The organism is Streptomyces sp. MK7 (assembly GCF_032658145.1).
GTDB lineage: Bacteria > Actinomycetota > Actinomycetes > Streptomycetales > Streptomycetaceae > Streptomyces > Streptomyces spiralis.
Genome location: NZ_JAVACL010000003.1, coordinates 89,000 through 107,383 on the forward strand (window position 1 = coordinate 89,000; position 18,384 = coordinate 107,383).

An 18,384-nucleotide genomic window follows, 5' to 3' on the forward strand; every position below is an offset into this window, starting at 1 on the left:
CCCTCCCGGACCCGCCCCCTCCCGGACCCGCCCCCTCCCGGACCCGCCCCCTCCCGCACCCGCAGTCCCCGCCCCGCCTGTGGGTGCCGGAGGCTCCCCACGGTGTCCATGCGGCCCCATGTGTCTACGCGACGACCACAACCGCAGACACTCTGTCGGGCGCGCCCGGGGTGCGGCCCCTGGTGGGATGGATACGTGGCCGAGACCGCGACCCGAGGGCCCGCGGCCACGGCCCACGAGCTGTACGAACGGCATGTCTCGACCCGACGCCGCCATCTGCGCCGTCTGCGAAGGAGTAACCCGGCATGACGAAGATCGTCAACCACTGGATCGGCGGGAAGACCGTCGAAGGCGCCTCGGGGACGTACGGGCCGGTCACGGACCCGGCGACCGGAGCGGTCACCACGAAGGTCGCGTTCGCCTCCGTGGAGGAGGTGGACACGGCGGTCGCCACCGCCAAGGACGCGTTCACCGCCTGGAGCCAGACCTCGCTGGCCCAGCGGACCGCGATCCTGTTCCGGTTCCGTGCGCTGCTGGACGCCCACCGCGACGAGATCGCCGAGCTGATCAGCGCCGAGCACGGCAAGGTGCACTCCGACGCGCTCGGCGAGGTCGCGCGCGGCCTGGAGATCGTCGACCTGGCGTGCGGCATCACCGTCCAGCTCAAGGGGGAGCTGTCCACCCAGGTCGCCACGCGGGTGGACGTGGCCTCCATCCGGCAGCCGCTGGGCGTGGTCGCCGGCATCACGCCGTTCAACTTCCCGGCGATGGTCCCGATGTGGATGTTCCCGATCGCCATCGCCTGCGGCAACACCTTCGTGCTGAAGCCGAGCGAGAAGGACCCGTCGGCGTCCGTCAGGCTCGCCGAGCTGCTGGCCGAGGCGGGCCTGCCGGACGGCGTGTTCAACGTCGTCCACGGCGACAAGGTGGCCGTCGACCGCCTCCTGGAGCACCCGGACGTCAAGGCGGTCTCCTTCGTCGGCTCCACCCCGATCGCCCGCTACATCCACACCACCGCCGCCGCCCACGGCAAGCGCGTACAGGCCCTCGGCGGCGCCAAGAACCACATGCTGGTCCTGCCGGACGCCGACCTGGACGCGGCGGCCGACGCCGCCGTCTCCGCCGCCTACGGCTCGGCGGGCGAGCGCTGCATGGCCATCTCGGCCGTCGTCGCGGTCGGCTCGATCGGCGACGAACTGGTGGAGAAGATCCGCGAGCGCGCCGAGAAGATCAAGATCGGCCCGGGCCACGACCCGGCCGCCGAGATGGGCCCGCTCATCACCAGGGCGCACCGCGACAAGGTGGCCTCCTATGTGAAGGGCGCCGCGGACGAGGGCTGCGAAGTGGTCCTGGACGGCACCGGCTACACCGTGGAGGGCTACGAGGACGGCCACTGGATCGGCCTGTCGCTGCTGGACAAGGTGCCGACCAGCGCCAAGGCGTACCAGGACGAGATCTTCGGCCCGGTGCTGTGCGTGCTGCGCGCCGACACCTACGAGGAGGGTGTCGCCCTGATCAACGCCTCGCCGTTCGGCAACGGCACCGCGATCTTCACCCGTGACGGCGGCGCCGCCCGCCGCTTCCAGCTGGAGATCGAGGCCGGCATGGTCGGCGTCAACGTGCCGATCCCGGTGCCGGTGGGCTACCACTCCTTCGGCGGCTGGAAGGACTCGCTCTTCGGCGACCACCACATCTACGGCAACGACGGCACCCACTTCTACACCCGCGGCAAGGTCGTCACCACCCGCTGGCCGGACCCGTCGGAGGCCCCGGCGGGCGTGGACCTGGGCTTCCCGCGCAACCACTGAGCCGGCCCCGACGACGGTGCCCCGCGCCTCCACCGGGAGGGCGGGGCACCGTCGTGCGGTCAGCCCTGCTGCCGCTTCTGCTGCTGCGCCTTCACCGCGTCGGTGAGATCGCCCGTCTGCGCGGCGGGCGGAGCCTTGACGGCCGCCGTGGCGCCGAACTTTTCGAAGTCCATGGTGACCGTGGCCTTGCCGAACTCCTCCGTCAGGCGCACCGGCAGGTCCTTGTCGTTGACCCAGACTTCCATCGTGATGGAGTCCCCGCCGCCCGTCATGGAGTTGAAGAGGTTGTCCTGGTTGCCGTAGGCCTCCTTGAACCGGCCCATGTGCGCCCGGTCGATGACGGCCTTGTAGTGGTGCGTCAGCTGTCCGTCGACGGTCTCCTTGCCGAGGTCGTCGACGTTGCTCGCGTACTTCAGGCCTCTCATGGAGGCCGCGGGGCTGCCCGCGCCGCTGCTGCCGCCGAGGGCCTGGGCGCCCTTCTCGCCGAAGATCGCCGACGCGTCGATCTTCATCCACTCCTTACCCTTGAGCGGGCCGGAGGGCTGCGGGTCGATGTCGTAGTAGTAGGCGCCGTCCACGAAGATCGTGCGGGTCTTGGGGGCGGCGTGCAACTGCCCCATCTGGGCGGCCTTGGTGTCCATCTCGGCGTCGAAGGCGAAACCGTGGCCCCAGGAGTAGGTGCCGTCCATGGTGACCGGACGGGAGCCGTTGCCCAGGTCCGTGGTCATGCGTACGTCCGCCGAGCCGAGGTTCTGCGTCCGGTCCGTCGCCCGGGTCAGTGCGGCCTTGATCAGGCCCTGCGCGTCGCCGGCGGCCTCGGCGGCCTTCTTCGTCGTCTCCGCGCTGCACGCGGAGGCGGCGAGCACCGTCGCCGCCGTGAATGCCACCCACACCGCGGTGTGCTTCAGCTTCATGAGTCCCCACCCGTTGCTGTGATTCGGCTGTGGCCGTCGACTCTAGCGGGGCCCTGTGACAGCCCCGGGGGCCTCCCCGGGCCGTCCGGATACCGGACGCGTTGACATTTTTTTGACGCGTTGGCTTCGGTTCTCGTTCAGCCCGGACGAAACGGATGGTGAAGGGATTTCAGCTTAATGATCTTTGAAAGCAAGGTCACAAGACAAATCATCTTGATGGTCTCACTGACAGGACGTCGCAGCCTGGGAAAGTGATGTCGAACCTTCCGTTCCGTAAGTGCGGAATCCGAAGGTGATCGGCCATTGACGCAGCGGTTTTCGCCGGGGTTCCATGCAGCGCCGGGAGCGGACGACACAGACGCGAAGACGATCCGCCGGAGGCGATAGCGCTCCCGTCCCCCACCCTCACCCGCTCAAGTCGATCGGAACCGCCGCATGACCGACACGCTCCGCCCTGTCGACGCCGACCTCACAGAGGCGTCCGACAGTCCCCAGACGCTCAAGCGTTCCATCGGCGTCGTCGGCGGCACCCTGCTCACCCTCTCGTGCGTCACCCCCGCCTCCACCCTCTTCGTGGTCGTCCCCGACCTGTTCGGCTCGCTCGGCACCGCCACCGCCCTGACGATCGCCATCGGCTCCCTCCTCTGTATCGCCGTGGCGTTCTGCTACTCCGAGCTGGGCACCCTCATCCCCAGCGCGGGAGGCGAGTACGCCATGGTCTCCACGATGGCCGGGCGGCTGGCGGGCTGGCTGGTCTTCGTCCTGTCCCTGCTGGTCGTGATGATCGTCCCGCCGGTGATCGCGATGGGCACGGCCGACTACCTGTTCCCGATCGCGCACCTCGACCCGGCGATGACCGGCGCCGGCGTGATGCTGCTGGCCACCCTCGCCGGTCTGCTCGACCTGCGCGCCAACGCCTGGATCACCGGCATCTTCCTGGTCCTGGAGGTCATCGCCGCCGCCGTGGTCGCCCTGCTGGGCTTCACGCACAGCCACCGGGGCGCCGGCAGCCTCCTGTCCATGCAGGTGGCCGGCTCGGGCGGCCACACCGACACCGTGACGGCCATGCTGGTCGTCTCCGGCCTCGCCATCGCCCTCTTCGTCACCCAGGGCTTCTCGACCGCCGTGTACCTCTCCGAGGAGCTCGAGCACCCGCGCCGCAACGTGGCCCGCACGGTGCTCGCCACCCTCGCGATCTCCACGGTGATCATCCTGGTGCCGGTCGTCGCCATCACGATGGGCGCCTCCGACCTCCAGGAGCTGACGGGCGGCGACCTCAGCTCGATGGTGACCGCGTGGTCCAACTCCGCGGTCGGCACCTTCGTCAGCCTCTGCGTGGCCCTGGCGATCATCAACGCCGGCATCGTCATGGTCATCCAGAACTCCCGCGTGCTGTTCGCCTCCGCCCGCGACAAGGCCTGGCCCGAGCCCGTCAACAACGTCTTCGCCAAGCTGGGCCGCTTCGGCTCCCCGTGGGTCGCCACGCTCGCGGTGGGCGTCCCCGGCGCCGTGCTGTGCTTCGTCAACCTCGACATGCTCTACGGCGTCACCGGCGTCTCCGTGACCGGCATGTACCTCCTCGTCGCGGTCGCCGCCCTGCTCGCCCGCCGCGGCTCCCACCGGCACACGCCCGCCTGGCGCATGCCGCTGTGGCCCGCCATGCCGGTGCTGCTGATCGCGGTGCTCGCGTACATCCTCAGCCAGCAGGAGACCAGCTACCTGCTGTGGACCGGCGGGATCGTGGCGGTGGCGACCCTGTACTGGGCGCTCTACCTGCGCCCGCGCCGCGACACCCGCTGGCTGGTCTCCATCCCGGAGGACGCCCGGGCCTGACCCGGCACCCCGCCCGGCGCAGGTGAAAGTCCCAAGAGGTTCATACACGTGACATTGTCCGTGCGCCCGCGTCGCAAGCGCCGCGGGCGCACGGGACACAGGGGGCCAGATCCCACCCACATCCTCTGACGCCCCGGCCCACGAGAGCGGGCGATCCCGGTCCGCACGCCGTGCGGTGCCATCGCGGGTTCCTGTCTCACGGGCCCCCGCCGGTTCCGGGAACGGGTCCCGCACGGGCCTCCGCGGGCGTCACTTCCCGCCCGTCCGGCGCCAGGTCCGTCGTGAGAAGTACCGCCCCTGCGGTACGCGGGACCGGCACCGTACTCCCCCGGGAGGGTGCCAGGGTCGGTCCCGGGGCTGCTCCCGTTGTCGGTGGCGGCCCGTACCGTGGACACATGGATCTTCGACTGCCCGGATTCCGGGGGCTGCTACGGAGGCCCAGGCGGCTGCTGGCCGCCGGGGCCGCCGTCGTCGTGCTCGCCGGCGCCGGCACCTGGACGGCGGTCGCCTCCGACGACCCGCCCCCGGTGCACCGCGCCGACCGGGTCATGAGCATGGGCGGCGGGGTGCGCCTGGACACCTCGTACTTCACCCCGGGCGGCACCGGCCGCCACCCCGCGGTGCTGCTGGGGCACGGCTTCGGCGGCAGCAAGGAGGACGTACGGCAGCAGGCCGCGGACCTGGCCCGGGACGGGTACGCGGTGCTGACCTGGTCGGCGCGCGGCTTCGGCAGGTCCACGGGGAGGATCGGGCTCAACGACCCCCGGGGCGAGGTCGCCGACGTCTCGAAGCTGATCGACTGGCTGGCCCGGCAGCCCCAGGTCCTCCTCGACCGGCCCGGTGACCCGCGCGTGGGCGTGGCCGGCGCCTCCTACGGCGGCGCGATCTCCCTGCTCGCCGCCGGGTACGACCACCGGGTGGACGCCATCGCCCCGGCGATCACGTACTGGAACCTCGCCGACGCCCTGTTCCCGAACGGCGTCTTCAAGAAGCTGTGGGCGGGTGTCTTCCTCAACACCGGTGGCGGATGCTCGCGGTTCGAGCCCGGGCTGTGCCGGATGTACCAGCGGGTCGCCGAGTCCGGGAAGCCGGACGCCGAGGCCCGCCGGATGCTCGACGAGCGTTCGCCGTCCGCCGTCGCCGGCCGGATCAGGGTGCCCACGCTGCTGGTGCAGGGCCAGTCCGACTCGCTCTTCCCGCTCGGCCAGGCCGACGCCGCCGCGCGGGCCATCCGGGCGAACGGCGCACCCGTCGACGTGGACTGGATCGCGGGCGGGCACGACGGCGGCGACCTGGAGACCGACCGGGTCCAGGCACGTGTGACGGCCTGGTTCGACCGGTACCTGAAGAAGGACCCGGGCGCCGGCACCGGCCCGGCCTTCCGAGTCACCCGCACCGGAGGCGTCGACTCCACCGACGGCGCGGCCCTGCTGCGCGGCGCGAGCGCGAGCACGTACCCGGGACTGACCAGCGGGCAGCGGACCGTCGCCCTGACCGGACGCGAGCAGCGGTTCCAGAACCCGGCGGGGGCCAATCCGCCCGCCGTGTCCTCGTTGCCCGGCCTCGGCGGCTCGGGCGGCTCACTCGCCCAGCTCTCCGCGCTCGGCGTCGGCGTCTCACTCGACTTCCCCGGGCAGTACGCGAGCTTCGAGTCCACCCCCGTCAGCAGCGACCTGCGGATCACCGGATCGCCGACGGTCACCGTCCACACCACCTCCACCAGCGACGACGCCGTGCTCTTCGCCAAGCTCTACGACGTCGGGCCGGGCCGGGCGCGGCCGGTGCTGCCCGCCCAGCTGGTGGACCCGGTACGGGTCACGGGCGCCAAGGCCGGCAAGGACGTCAGCCTCACCCTCCCGGCGATCGACCACGAGGTGCAGAAGGGCCACCGGCTCCGCCTGGTCCTCGCCTCCACCGACCTCGGCTACGCCTCCCCGGCCGCGCCGGCCACGTACACCGTCTCCCTCAGAAGCGGCCTGAAGGTGCCCACGGCACCCGCGGTGACCACCGGCGCGGCGCCCCTGCCCGCCTGGGTGTGGTGGCTGCCGGCCGCGGGCGCGCTGATCGCGCTCGCGCTGCTGCTGACCGCCCGCCGCCGCACGGCCGCCCCGGCCCCGGATCCGGAACTGGCCGACGTGCCGCTCCAGATCACCGGCCTGAGCAAGCGCTACGCCGGGGCGGCGGACCGGTACGCGGTACGGGACGTGTCGTTCCGGGTGGAGCAGGGCCAGGTTCTCGGCCTGCTCGGGCCCAACGGTGCCGGGAAGACGACCACCCTGCGCGTGCTGATGGGCCTGATCCGGCCGGACAGCGGCGAGATCCGCGTCTTCGGCCACGCGATCCGGCCCGGCGCGCCCGTGCTGTCCCGGGTCGGTGCCTTCGTCGAGGGCGCGGGCTTCCTGCCGCACCTGTCCGGCCGGGAGAACCTCGAGCTGTACTGGCGGGCCACCGGCCGGCCACCCGAGGACGCCCACCTCGACGAGGCCCTGCGGATCGCCGGGCTCGGTGACGCGCTGGCCCGCGCGGTGCGCACCTACTCCCAGGGCATGCGCCAGCGCCTGGCCATCGCCCAGGCCATGCTCGGCCTGCCCGACCTGCTGATCCTGGACGAGCCGACCAACGGCTTGGACCCGCCCCAGATCCGCGAGATGCGCGAGGTGATGATCCGCTACGCGGCCGGCGGGCGCACGGTGATCGTCTCCAGCCATCTGCTCGCCGAGGTCGAGCAGTCCTGCACGCACCTGGTCGTCATGGACCGGGGGCGGCTGGTGCAGGCGGGCCCGGTGGACGAGATCGTCGGCTCCGGGGACACCCTGCTGGTCGGCACCGCCGTGCCCCTGGACGAGCCCGTGGCCGAGAAGGTGTCCGCGCTGCCGGGCGTCGCCTCCGCCGTGCGCACCGAGGCCGGCCTGCTGGTGCGGCTGGAGTCCGGCGGCACCGCCGAGCGCCTCGTCGTGGAGCTGGTGCGGCTGGAGGTGCCGGTCGCCTCGGTCGGCCCGCATCGCCGCCTGGAGGACGCCTTCCTCACCCTGATCGGAGGTTCCGCATGAGCACGCCCGCCGTCGTCGAGACGGCCACCGGCTACCGGGCGGGCCGCACCCTGCCGCTGCGGGTGGAGCTGGTGCGGCAGCTGAAGCGGCGCCGCACGCTGATCATGGGCGCCATCCTGGCCGTGCTGCCGTTCGTCCTGGTGGCCGCCTTCGCCATCGGCGGCGACCCGGGCGCCCGCAACAACCAGGTGACCCTGATGGACACGGCCACCGCCTCCGGGGCCAACTTCGCCGCGGTCAACCTGTTCGTGTCGGCGGGCTTCCTGCTGGTGATCCCGGTGGCCCTGTTCTGCGGGGACACCGTCGCCTCGGAGGCCAACTGGTCCTCGCTGCGCTATCTGCTCGCCGCGCCCGTGCCCAGAGCCCGGCTGCTGCGGTCCAAGCTCGTCGTCGGGCTGGGGCTGAGCCTGGCCGCCATGGTGCTGCTGCCGCTGGTGGCGCTCGCCGTGGGCACGGCCGCCTACGGCTGGGGTCCCTTGCAGATTCCCACCGGCGGCGCGCTCGACGCGGGCACCGCCGCCCAGCGGCTGCTGGTGGTCGTGGCGTACGTCTTCGTGTCCCAACTGGTCACCGCGTCGCTGGCGTTCTGGCTGTCCACCAAGACGGACGCGCCCCTGGGCGCGGTGGGCGGCGCGGTCGGGCTGACCATCGTCGGCAACGTCCTGGACGCCGTCACGGCCCTCGGGAACTGGCGCGACTTCCTGCCCGCGCACTGGCAGTTCGCCTGGGCCGACGCCGTGCAGCCGCACCCCGAGTGGTCGGGGATGATCCAGGGCACGGCGGTCTCCGTCAGCTACGCCCTGGTGCTCTTCGCCCTGGCCTTCCGCGGGTTCGCCCGCAAGGACGTGGTGTCGTAGGCGAAGGACGCGCTGTCGTGGGCGTGCCGGAGGACCGGCGCGGCGCCGCGGGGAGCCGACGCGAAACGGGCCGCCGAGGAACTCGGCGGCCCGCTGTCGCGTCTGCCGCGGTCAGCTCTCGGAGCTCCGGGACAGCAGTGACACGTTCTCCAGCAGATGGGCCAGCGCACCGTCGCGCTTGGCCTGGGTGGAGTTCTCGGCGCACTGCTGGTTCAGGTCGTCCGACAGGATCGGGATGTCCTGGGCGCTCACACCGAGCAGGGCGGCGCCGATCGGCAGATCGCTCACGGCGACGCAGGGCTTGTTGAACGACCCCTGGATGAGCGCCATCTGCGGGCTCATGGTCCCGTACGTGGTCGAGTTGCCGAAGCTCTGCGACGAACCCGTGGCGTTCTCGGCGCTCGGCCCGCCGTCGTTGCCGAGCGCCAGCGCCTGCGGGGCCGCGGCAGCGGTGGCACCCAGCGCGGAGGCGGCGATGGCCGCGGTGGCAACAATCTTCTTGATCACTGACCGGTCCTTTCTGAGGAAACCCCGTCCACCGGAGTGCACTGGTCAACTGCCAGGTGGCGAACCGGTTTCTCCTCTTCACTCCGACGGCGGACACATCGAAGTGTTTGTGTGTTTTCCGGGATTCCCGATTTTCGGGGCCTTTTGACTGCGGCGCGAGCCAACCGGGTGAATATCCGCAACCAAACCCATGACCTCATGTTGAATGAGGCCGTAGGGCATGCGTCGCTACGAAGAAAGGAACGCGCAGTGCTCAAGAAGGCAATGGTCGCCGTGGCGGCCGCCGCTTCTGTCGTGGGAATGTCGGTTGCGGCAGCCCCCACGGCGCTTGCCATCGACAACGACAACGGACCGTCCGTCTCGAACGGCTCCGGCGCCTCGACGTCGTTCGGCAACTCGGCGACGAACGGCAGCATGAGCCCGCAGCTCTCGCTGGTCCAGGGGACGCTCAACAAGCCGTGCGTGGGCGTTCAGGACGTCGACGCCGGCGCCGCTGCCCTGATCGGCGTCGTGGCCCAGGACATCCCGGTCCTGTCGGACCACCAGCAGCAGCAGTGCGCCGACAACTCGACACAGGCCAAGCGGGACGGTGCGCTGGCGCACGTACTGGACGACGTTTCGCTCCTGTCGTCCAACACCGAAGCAAGCTGATCCGATTCCGGGTCGGCCCGGGCCGTCCGCCGCTCCGGCCGCGGGCTGTCCGGGCTTTTCCCGGAGAGCCTTTTCGTGTGAGCAGCCGGGGATGAGGCGCAGAGTGCGCGGCGCAGTCGAGTGATTTATCGGGCGATATGCGTTCTTCCGTTTTCCATTGCGTCTATTCCTCGTTCAGTGTCGCGACCGCCCGGTCGCGCCCACTCGGTTTCTGGCCGTCATCGGGGAATGACCCCCAAGAAGGGACCTTTTATGAAGAAGAGCTTTGCTGTGGTGACGGGCGCCATCCTGGCCCTCGGCGTGGCGGGCCCCGCCTTCGCCGACGCCGGGGCCACGGGCGGCGCCGCCGACTCGGCGGGCGTGATCTCGGGCAACACCATCCAGATCCCGATCCACGTTCCGGTCAACGTGTGCGGCAACACCGTCGACGTCATCGCCCTGCTGAACCCCGCGTTCGGCAACACCTGCGCCAACGCCTGACCGCGCGGGCGCACCAGCCGCACGGCTGTGCCAGGGCCGGCCTCGGACGTCGAACTCCGCGACCCGAGACCGGCCCGCGACATCGTCACGTTTCTCAAGCCGCTTCGAGCGGCTTCGAGCAGGAAGACAACTAGATTGCGACAGACCCTGAGCAGGGGAGTGTTCGTGGCGGCCGCCGCGACGAGTGTGCTGTCCCTGTACGGCGGCTCCGCCTTCGCCGACTCGCAGGCGGACGGCACCTCCCAGAACTCGGCCGGCGTCCTGTCCGGCAACACCGTCCAGGTGCCGGTCGAGGTGCCCGTCAACGCCTGCGGCAACACCGTCGACGGTGCCGCGGCGCTCAACCCCGCGTTCGGCAACCAGTGTGCCAACGGCTCGGGGGAGATCTCGGTGCCGACGCCGCCCGCGGTGCCGACGCCGCCCGCGGTGCCGACGCCGCCCGCGGTGTCGACGCCGCCCGCGGTGTCGACACCGACCCCGGTGTCGACGCCGCCCCCGTCGAACGGCACCGACTGCGACGACCAGGGCGGCGACTGCACCACGCCGCCGGCCGGCGACACCCCCCTCCCGCCCACGCGGACCGAGACCCCGCCGCGCGCCGACACCCCGCCCGCCGAGTCCGGCAACCCACCGCAGATGGCTGAGACGGGCAGCGCGAACACCGGTGCGATGCTGGCGGCCTCGGCCGCCAGCGCGGCCCTGATCGCGGGCGGCGCCGTCCTCTACCGCCGCGGCCGGACCACCGGCTCCCACCGCTAGAGGATCGGCACCGCGGGCCCGTGCGACGGGCACCGCGAGCAGCCAGGACCGCGTCGACGCGAGCCGTCGCGCCCCAGCGCCCCTACCGGGGCCGGGCGCGGCGGCTCGCGCGTGTCCGGCCCCAGCCGGGCATGGTTCTCGACTCCAGCGACCAGGCTGACCGAAGCTGGTGAAATCGGGTGCGTCGCTCCGGGATGTCAGGCTGATGCCACGCCGAGATCACTCCTTTGGCGGCACAACCCGGACGGCCGCCAGGCGTTGACAGGGCGCCGGGTGTTCGCCCGGGTGTTTGTGTGTCAACCCAAGGAGCACTTCTCCATGTCGCGTATTGCCAAGGGCCTGGTCCTTACCTCTGTCGCCGCCACGGCTGTCGCCGCCGGTGCAGGCATCGCCGCCGCCGACAGCGGTGCGAACGGCTTCGCCTCCAACTCGCCGGGCGTCGCCTCGGGCAACGTCATCCAGGTCCCGATCCACGTTCCGGTCAACGTGTGCGGGAACACCGTCGACGTCATCGGTCTGCTGAACCCGGCGTTCGGCAACACCTGCGCCAACGGCTGACGTCCACGCGCGCCCTTCGGTCGGCCGCTCTCCCGGAACCCGGCACTGCTCCGGGGTCTCTCGGGAGGGTGGCCGACGGCCGTACCCCCCTCGAACGGCCGTTCCGTTCCGAAGCGGTGCCCGGCGCACCGTGGCACCAGGTGGGAAGGGGCGGCGGCAGTCCATGGCGGCGGCGACGGTCCCGTGGTCGGTTGCGGACCACGACAAGCGCTTTAACGGTGGGCTGAGATCTGGCGCCCATCGAAAGGAACACTCATGCGTGGTCTGTCCGCACGGCGTATCGCCTCCACCGCACTCTGCGCCGCCTTCCTGGTCGGGATCAGCGGCCCGGCCGCCCTGGCGGCCGACTCGGCCGGCGGACACAGCCGTGTGGCGGTGCCCCGAACGTCCCTCCCGGGCGCCGACCGGCTGCTCGCCGAGCTCAACGGCCTGGGCGACCTCAGCCGACTCGGCGACCTCGGCGGCCGGCTGACCCCGGTCCGTGATCTCGCGACCGCCGTACTCACCACCGACAATGGCCGGTTGACACCGGCCGACGCCAAGAAGCTGGGTGAGGCGGCGGAGGACGCCCTCGCCGAGGCGAGTACGTCGATCCGGTCGGCGCCGTCGGCCCAGGCGGCCTCGGGCGTCCAGCGGGCGGCAGACCCGGCGGGCGACGCGCTGGCGGCCGTCCAGAAGGCGCTCGAGGACCTGCTGAAGTCACTCACGTCCGGAGACGTCGGCCAGGTACTCCCGGCGGTCACCGGTCTGGTCGACAGTCTGGTCGACCTCGTCGACTCCCTGCTCAAGGACGACGGACTGACCACACCCGGCGCCTCCGCCGCCGTCAGCACGCTTCCCGCGGGGGCCTCGGACGGGACGGCGTCGTAACACTGACTGACACCTCCCGCGCTTCACCCGAGAACCCGAACAGCCGTTGTCCCGGCCACCGCAGCCGGCACGACGGCTGTTCCGCGTCGGACCCCGGAGACCCTGTCCGAGCGCCGCAAGCGGTGCCGGAGCCACGGGAAGCGGGTGCCGGAGCCCCCGCAAGCGGTGCCGGGGCCCCGGAAGCGGTGCCTGGGCCCCGGAAGCGGTGCCGGAGTCCTCAGAAGCCGTGCCGCGGCTCCGGAAGATCTCATATGAGGACTCGGTAATCTCCCGCCCCGGGGTTTCCGGCCCGCCCGGGACTCGTTAGGCACGGCGACCCCATAGCCGCCGGTGACGTATGTCGCCGAACGAAAGGAACACGATGAAGTCCCTGAAGGCTGCCGCCGTCATTGCCGGGTCCCTGGTCGCCGCCGGGGCCGCCGCGCCCGCGTTCGCCTACGACACCGCCAACGTGACGCCCACCAGCCTCAATGGTGCCGTGAACGCGCTCACCAAGGGTCCCGTCGACGTGATGCCGGTCAAGCACCAGTCGAACGCGCTCGACACCGAGAACAAGGGCTCCGTACTCCACACCGTGAACAGCGCCGCCAAGAGCCTGAACGAGTCCAACGCCCCGCTGCTCGGCGGGCTGCCGCTGCAGAACTGAGGCCGCCCTTCGTACGTCTTGTACGTCGTACTACTGCGGCACTCGAAGGAATCTCGCGCCGCCGGCCACCTAGGGATCGTTGGCCGTAGGGACATTGTGCTGCCCATCCTGGAAGGGACCGTGCCTGTCATGAAGTCGACCACTCGAGGAACCCTTGCCGCCGCCGTCGCGGGAGTCGCGGCGGCCGTCGGTGTCGCCACCGCCACCCCGGCAGCGGCGGTGGGCACGGTGCCCGTTCCGGTGCCGCTGGGCGGCGCCGAGACCGCGCTCGGCACGAAACTGCCCAAGGTCGGCGGCGAGCTTCCGGTACCGACGACAGGCACGCCGGAGGCACCGCGTTTCGTCCGGGGACGGCTCCTCCCGGAGAGCGTGGTGCCGCGGGTGCCGGTGCACGGCGGGCTGCCGGGTCTGGACGCGCGCGTCCCGCTCGCCCACGTTCTCGACGACGGCTTCGACCACGTCAGCGTCGACGCGCCCGCGTCCGACGTGCGGGCACTGGCGCCGGGACTGTCCGCGGACGGCCCGCTGACCGCGCCGAAGCCCGGCAGCGCCGGACTGCCCGGCCTGAAGCTGCCGGAACTGGGCGTTCTCGGCCCCGTGCTGCAAACCGCTCCCACCACCGACCTCACGGCGGGCCCGGGTCTCTAGGCGGCTTCGGGCCCGTCCACGGCCCGGCCACCACGGCGATCGCGTTTCGGCCGCACGACGGCGATCCAACGGGGGCCGCGCCGTGACGCGAGGACCTCTTGGCGACGCACGGCACGGCCGGACCACCACCCGTCATCAGAAGCTGCCGCCGTGGGACGTCACACCCGACGAGCTGGAGGACATGAGCCGGATCTACCGGTACGCGTGAGCCATGCCAAGAACGCGGCGATCGAGGTGCCGAGGCTCTTCACATGTGTGGCGGCGTACGGCCTCGGTCGTCAGCTGCCGTGGCAGTGACCGGGCTTGCCGTCGTCGTTGCCGCCGCCCCGGACTGACCGGCGTTCGCGCAGGCGTTGCCGAAGACCACACCGGGTGCCCGTAGGTCCCCCTTCGGCTCCGGCGTTCGCCATGGCGGGACCGGTCCCGCCGATCACCAGGGCACCGGTGCCGAGGGCGGCGGCCGCCGCTTTCGCAATGCGAGACATCGCGTTCTCCACCTTGCAGTGGGTGGCAGCGCCCGTCATCCGTGTCGCCACCACGCCGGGTCACCGCATCGGAATGCGTCGATCCAAGGCAGATTCGCACCGAACGGGCCACAACCTGTACCGCCTGTCGCGAGTCATCACCCATACAGACATCCGACACCCCGAACAGGACAACACCGCATGCGCAAACGCATATCGTCCGTCCTGGCAGTCGCGGCCACCGGCGCTATGGCGGTCGGGGCGCTGGGGCTGCTTCCCCAGACGGCATCGGCCGCGGGCTCCGGCCTCCAGGGCGACTTCAACGGGGACGGCTACCGCGACCTCGCCATAGCGTCCGGCGGCGGCGCCGGGCGGGTCACAGTGATCTACGGATCCGCCAAGGGACTGCCCGGCGGCAAGCGCGTCACCATCGACCAGAGCTCGCCGGGTGTGCCGGGCAGCAACGAGACCGGCGACCGGTTCGGTGCCGCGCTGGCGGTCGGGGACATGGACCACGACGGGTACAGCGATCTCGTCGTGGGCGTACCGGGCGAGAAGATCGGAACCAGCGAGTTCCCGCAGGGGGACCTCCGTGTGCTGTGGGGCGGGAGCGGGGGCCTCACCGGCGGCACCGCCCTGTCGGGCGGCCTCAAGTCCGGAACGCCGTACGGGTCCGCGGCCGAGGAGGTCCGCACCGGCGACTTCAACCACGACGGCCGCACCGACCTCGCCTTCACCGTCACCGGGCGACTGCGGGTGGTACTCGGGCCGATCACCCGGGCCGGGGGCACGGGGGCCGTCACGACCGTCTCCCCGAGCAGCAGCTTCTGGATCGACCACTTCACCGTGGGCGATTTCGACGGCGACGGCCGCAGCGACGTCGTCTACGCGCAGACCACTCCTCCGGAGGACGACTCCGACCCGGACCTCCGGCTGCACTACCTCCACAGCACCTCCAGCGGCCTGGTGGACGCCGGCACCCTGCCGCTCACCTACGCCGTGGGCAACCGGGTGCCCCTCGCGACCGGGGACATCGACCACGACGGCCGCGCCGACCTGGCCCTCTCCGCCGGGAACGGTGTCAGCATCTACTACGGGGAGGCCAGGGGCCCCCTCGCCGTCACCCGCAGGTCCGTCACCATCACCGAGGCGACCGCGGGTGTCGCGGGCGGCAACGAAGCGTGGGACAGCTTCGGCGCCGCCCTCGCCTTCGGCGACGTCGACGGCGACACCTACGCCGACCTGCTGGTCGGCAACCCGACCGAGCGTCTGGGCACCAACGCCTCCATCCGGGACGCCGGCAACATCACCCTGCTGCACGGTTCGACCCGGGGCATCAACACCGCCCGGACCCAGACCTTCAGCCAGGACAGCAAGGGCGTTCCGGGGCACGCCGAGTCCGGCGACCGCTTCGGATCCCAGCTCCAGCTCAGCGACTTCAACCACGACGGCCGGGCGGACCTGGCAGCCACCGCCTCGGGCGAGAACGGGACCGGCCTGGTCTGGGCCTTCCCCGGCACCGCCAACAATCTCACCAGCACCGGCTCCGCCTACTTCGGCCCCCCGTCCGGCGCCACCGGCTTCGGCACCCCACTCGCCGGCTGACACCCAGCCCCTGGCTTCGCCTACAGCCCTGATGGCCTCGGCCACCCGGCCGGGGCCTTCCCCTGATCACCGGGGGAGCGCCCGGCCGGACTCGAACCTGCGGTCAAGCGACGCTTGTAAGGCGCTTCGTGCGCCGGCCCGCGATCTGACCCTGACTTCTGAGCAATCACTCGCGCCGGCAATGGCTTGCCCACAGCTTCGACAACTGTTCGACACGGCCCCGCCTACTCATAGACGGACGCCGCTCGTAGGGCTCGCGCGAAGAACCTCCAGTCACCGTCGGCCGGCAACTCGCGACCGTTGTTGCCGTACCAGCCGTCCGCGTCGGAGATCCACGCCGCCAGGGCCTCCAGGAAGCTCGGAAGGTCGGCGTTCTCCCATGAGCACCCCTCCTCGGCGTGGCTGCGATGAAGGAAGCGAACGAAGGCCGCCAGGTCTTCTCTGCTGTCAACGTGCTCAGGGGAAGTGGCCATGCCGGCACCCTGTTTGGCACGCCAGCCCGGGGCCCGGGACCTGGTGAGCACTGCATGACGAGTTCGGTCAGACCTCTGCGGACTCGAGGCCTTGCTGCCATGCCTCGCAGGCCGGTTCTCCGCCACGTACGACACCGTCCAGCGGCGTTGATGCCGGCACCGGCCCTCGTTGCCCATCTCGGCCCCCTCTGCAGTCCCTGTGCCCGGGCCTGCGAGAGTGGACCCGTGCTGCTGGATCCCGAGAACACTCTGTTCATCCGTGGTGCCACGCCCGTGCTCCTACTGGCTGACGCGCCCGTCCACGACGCCCTGCCGCTCCTGACCGCGCCGGGCGGGGCGGTGCCCTTGTGCGAAGGGTGGAGCATCGTCCCCCGACTCACCCTGTGCGTCGTGGACGGACCAGGCAACCACGGACTCGTCGTCCCGGCTCTCGCTGCACCGGTGGTCGGTGGCGCGGAGGATGGCACCGCATCGAGCGGCATGGACGACTGGTGCGCGGATGCAGAGCGGGCCGGCGGAGCGGTCGTTCTGTCTTTGGACCAGCTTCCCGAGGTGCTCGACTGGTCATTCTTGCGATCCTCAGGCACAGCGCGAGGTGGCTTCATGCCTGCGCTTGCCTGATCGATCCGGCGCTTACGGACTCAGTCCAGTCGCCTACCGCGCCCACTGAGGACCCGGAGAACACAGAGTCCCGCTCGTCAGCGGACATCAGGCTCCCGTCGCGCCAATGCATCACGCCAGTGCGATACACCGCGAACCGCCAGTGGCCTTCGCGGTCCACGATCGGTTCACCGGCGATGGGCGCGGTCTCCCTGCGGTGATCAGCTTGACCTCGTACGGAGTGGTTGTTTCCGCGTCGCTCTTTGCCTGGCAGACGGGTCTGTTGGCCAACCAGGCATCGATGAGCAACAGGATCGCCGCGACATCGGTCATGTACGACTGCCTGGAGCGGCTGCATCACGTCGATGAGCTGCTGGCCCAGTACCCCGACGCGAGCCGTCATTTCTATCCGGACTCGGCCTTGCCTGCCGCTGAAGGGTTGGAGCCGGAAGGGATCCAAGCGCCGGCCAGGACGCCGGCCGATACCCGTGACCACGGACTCCTGGTCACGGAGTTGATTCCGTGTACCCAGGGCTATGACGCCTGGTGTGAGTGTCCCGCCGGCGCAGGTGGCGCGGTGGGCCGGAAACAGCGTGCCGGTGCTTCCGGCCATCTAGGCCCGATGCGTCGAAGGGCCGCTGCCCGACCCGAAGCGGCGCGGCTGGAAGTGGCTGGGCTCTGTCCGAGCGGCCCGGAGCGGCGGGCTCTGCCCTTGATCGCCAAGAGGGCGTCCGGGGCTTCGGCGTGTCGTAGGTCACTCACCCTGATCACGAAAAAACCCTCCCAGGGGGAGGGCTTTCGGGGGCGCCCCCGGCAGGACTCGAACCTGCGGCCAAGCGCTTAGAAGGCGCGCCTCCTGTTCGCTCGTGGTCGGTCCCTGACCTGGGGATTCATACGGTTTGACACCTCTTTGGCCGCGAACTTCGACACCCATTCGACACGGTGTCTCGGAACCATGTGGGCGGCTCTCAGTAGCCGGTCTACTGATCACCGGCTTCGCTGACCAGCGAGGCTGACGAAGCCCACGGCTCTGAACTGCTCGAATGCCGTGGGCTCTTGTCGTGGTTGGTCGGCGTCGGGCGACTTCGCGCGGCCCAGAGACGGCCCAGCCTGCACCGTCACGCCGACCTGCCCGGGTGGCTGTTGCGATCACGGACGGCGTCCTGTCATAGTGCCTACAGGCAGCACAAGTGCGCCTAAAATCACCACCCTTCGCGGATGCGGAGGGTTTTTGCATGTCTGGGAGGGCTATGACCACCAGGGCAAGCGACGAGATCTTCAACGTTCGTCCACGACAGTTGATCAACACCGCCGAGGTAGCTCGTCGGTGTGGTGTGCAGCACCTAACCGTGTTGCAGTGGGTTCGTCGAGGAAGGTTGGTACCGGTCCTCACGGACCAACAAGGCCACCTCTTCGCCGACTACCACGTAGAGGCGCTGATTGAGCAGCGCAAGCGCCGCGCATACTCGGCCAGCCAAGAAGCGACATGAGTTCGCTGGGTTGGAGCGACCGCGGGCATCTGCTCTATAGCCCGTCTTCAGCTGTCGTGTCTGCAGAGACCTAATCGGTTCGATGTGACCGAACCTCTCCACGGCCTGAGTTGTAGGCCATCTTGGCGTGCGCGAATACTTAGAAGGCGGAGACAGCAAGCAGTCTCCGCC

General features: G+C 70.7%; 17 protein-coding genes and 2 pseudogenes. 15 read left to right on the plus strand and 4 right to left on the minus strand.

Annotated features, from left to right (window positions below):
* Positions 1–119: 119 nt before the first annotated feature.
* Positions 120–309, plus strand: a pseudogene (locus R2S09_RS05185) (hypothetical protein); the annotation flags it as partial.
* Positions 306–1,808: a CoA-acylating methylmalonate-semialdehyde dehydrogenase gene (gene mmsA, locus R2S09_RS05190; RefSeq protein ID WP_306189965.1), complete on the plus strand. Its 1,503-nt coding sequence runs from the start codon at positions 306–308 to the stop codon at positions 1,806–1,808. The pseudogene R2S09_RS05185 and the gene mmsA, both read left to right, overlap by 4 nt.
* A 59-nt stretch (positions 1,809–1,867) precedes the next feature.
* Here mmsA and R2S09_RS05195 read toward each other — a convergent pair whose 3' ends face one another.
* Positions 1,868–2,722 (minus strand): hypothetical protein, encoded by an 855-nt coding sequence (locus R2S09_RS05195; protein ID WP_316739973.1) that lies wholly within the window; start codon positions 2,720–2,722, stop codon positions 1,868–1,870.
* A 435-nt stretch (positions 2,723–3,157) separates the two neighbouring features.
* On the opposite strand from R2S09_RS05195, the gene R2S09_RS05200 reads away from it, so the two are divergent.
* The 3 genes from R2S09_RS05200 to R2S09_RS05210 all read left to right on the plus strand — a co-directional run bounded on the left by R2S09_RS05200 (position 3,158) and on the right by R2S09_RS05210 (position 8,462).
* Complete coding sequence (locus tag R2S09_RS05200; protein ID WP_316739974.1) at positions 3,158–4,555, plus strand: APC family permease; 1,398 nt, start codon at positions 3,158–3,160, stop codon at positions 4,553–4,555.
* Positions 4,556–4,950: 395 nt separating this feature from the next.
* Positions 4,951–7,605 carry a CocE/NonD family hydrolase gene (locus R2S09_RS05205; protein WP_316739975.1) on the plus strand — a complete coding sequence of 885 codons (2,655 nt, stop codon included), beginning with the start codon at positions 4,951–4,953 and terminating at the stop codon, positions 7,603–7,605.
* Positions 7,602–8,462 carry an ABC transporter permease gene (locus R2S09_RS05210; protein ID WP_316739976.1) on the plus strand — a complete coding sequence of 287 codons (861 nt, stop codon included), beginning with the start codon at positions 7,602–7,604 and terminating at the stop codon, positions 8,460–8,462. Before R2S09_RS05205 ends, R2S09_RS05210 begins: the two co-directional genes overlap by 4 nt.
* 111 nt (positions 8,463–8,573) lie before the next feature.
* Here the strand turns inward: R2S09_RS05210 and R2S09_RS05215 are convergent, their stop codons facing one another.
* Positions 8,574–8,969, minus strand: coding sequence for a rodlin (locus R2S09_RS05215; protein WP_316739977.1), 396 nt, complete (start codon positions 8,967–8,969; stop codon positions 8,574–8,576).
* A 249-nt stretch (positions 8,970–9,218) separates the two neighbouring features.
* Between R2S09_RS05215 and R2S09_RS05220 the strand changes: the two genes are divergently transcribed.
* From R2S09_RS05220 to R2S09_RS05255, 8 genes are all read left to right on the plus strand, one after another.
* Positions 9,219–9,620 (plus strand): rodlin, encoded by a 402-nt coding sequence (locus R2S09_RS05220; RefSeq protein WP_306189989.1) that lies wholly within the window; start codon positions 9,219–9,221, stop codon positions 9,618–9,620.
* A 252-nt stretch (positions 9,621–9,872) separates the two neighbouring features.
* Positions 9,873–10,100, plus strand: a complete 228-nt coding sequence (locus R2S09_RS05225; protein ID WP_306189971.1) for a chaplin — start codon at positions 9,873–9,875, stop codon at positions 10,098–10,100.
* A 135-nt stretch (positions 10,101–10,235) separates the two neighbouring features.
* Positions 10,236–10,859 carry a chaplin gene (locus R2S09_RS05230; RefSeq protein WP_316739978.1) on the plus strand — a complete coding sequence of 208 codons (624 nt, stop codon included), beginning with the start codon at positions 10,236–10,238 and terminating at the stop codon, positions 10,857–10,859.
* 318 nt (positions 10,860–11,177) lie between these two features.
* Positions 11,178–11,417 (plus strand): chaplin, encoded by a 240-nt coding sequence (locus tag R2S09_RS05235; RefSeq protein WP_306189973.1) that lies wholly within the window; start codon positions 11,178–11,180, stop codon positions 11,415–11,417.
* Between the two features lie 255 nt (positions 11,418–11,672).
* Entirely contained in the window at positions 11,673–12,287 is a 615-nt protein-coding gene (locus R2S09_RS05240; RefSeq protein ID WP_316739979.1) for a hypothetical protein, read from the plus strand.
* 361 nt (positions 12,288–12,648) lie between these two features.
* Entirely contained in the window at positions 12,649–12,933 is a 285-nt protein-coding gene (locus R2S09_RS05245; RefSeq protein WP_306189975.1) for a hypothetical protein, read from the plus strand.
* 129 nt (positions 12,934–13,062) lie between these two features.
* On the plus strand, positions 13,063–13,581 hold the full coding sequence (locus tag R2S09_RS05250; RefSeq protein ID WP_316739980.1) for a hypothetical protein: 519 nt from the start codon (positions 13,063–13,065) through the stop codon (positions 13,579–13,581).
* An 82-nt stretch (positions 13,582–13,663) separates the two neighbouring features.
* Positions 13,664–13,789, plus strand: coding sequence for a hypothetical protein (locus tag R2S09_RS05255; RefSeq protein ID WP_372337751.1), 126 nt, complete (start codon positions 13,664–13,666; stop codon positions 13,787–13,789).
* A 144-nt stretch (positions 13,790–13,933) separates the two neighbouring features.
* Here the strand turns inward: R2S09_RS05255 and R2S09_RS05260 are convergent.
* Positions 13,934–14,066 (minus strand): annotated as a pseudogene (locus tag R2S09_RS05260) (chaplin); the annotation flags it as partial.
* A gap of 180 nt (positions 14,067–14,246) precedes the next feature.
* On the opposite strand from R2S09_RS05260, the gene R2S09_RS05265 reads away from it, so the two are divergent.
* Positions 14,247–15,650: an FG-GAP-like repeat-containing protein gene (locus R2S09_RS05265; protein WP_316739981.1), complete on the plus strand. Its 1,404-nt coding sequence runs from the start codon at positions 14,247–14,249 to the stop codon at positions 15,648–15,650.
* Between the two features lie 224 nt (positions 15,651–15,874).
* On the opposite strand, the gene R2S09_RS05270 is transcribed toward R2S09_RS05265, so the two are convergent.
* Positions 15,875–16,123 carry a hypothetical protein gene (locus R2S09_RS05270; protein WP_316739982.1) on the minus strand — a complete coding sequence of 83 codons (249 nt, stop codon included), beginning with the start codon at positions 16,121–16,123 and terminating at the stop codon, positions 15,875–15,877.
* Between the two features lie 225 nt (positions 16,124–16,348).
* Here R2S09_RS05270 and R2S09_RS05275 point away from each other — a divergent pair, with 225 nt between their 5' ends.
* Entirely contained in the window at positions 16,349–16,744 is a 396-nt protein-coding gene (locus R2S09_RS05275; protein ID WP_316739983.1) for a hypothetical protein, read from the plus strand.
* The last annotated feature ends 1,640 nt before the right edge of the window (positions 16,745–18,384 follow it).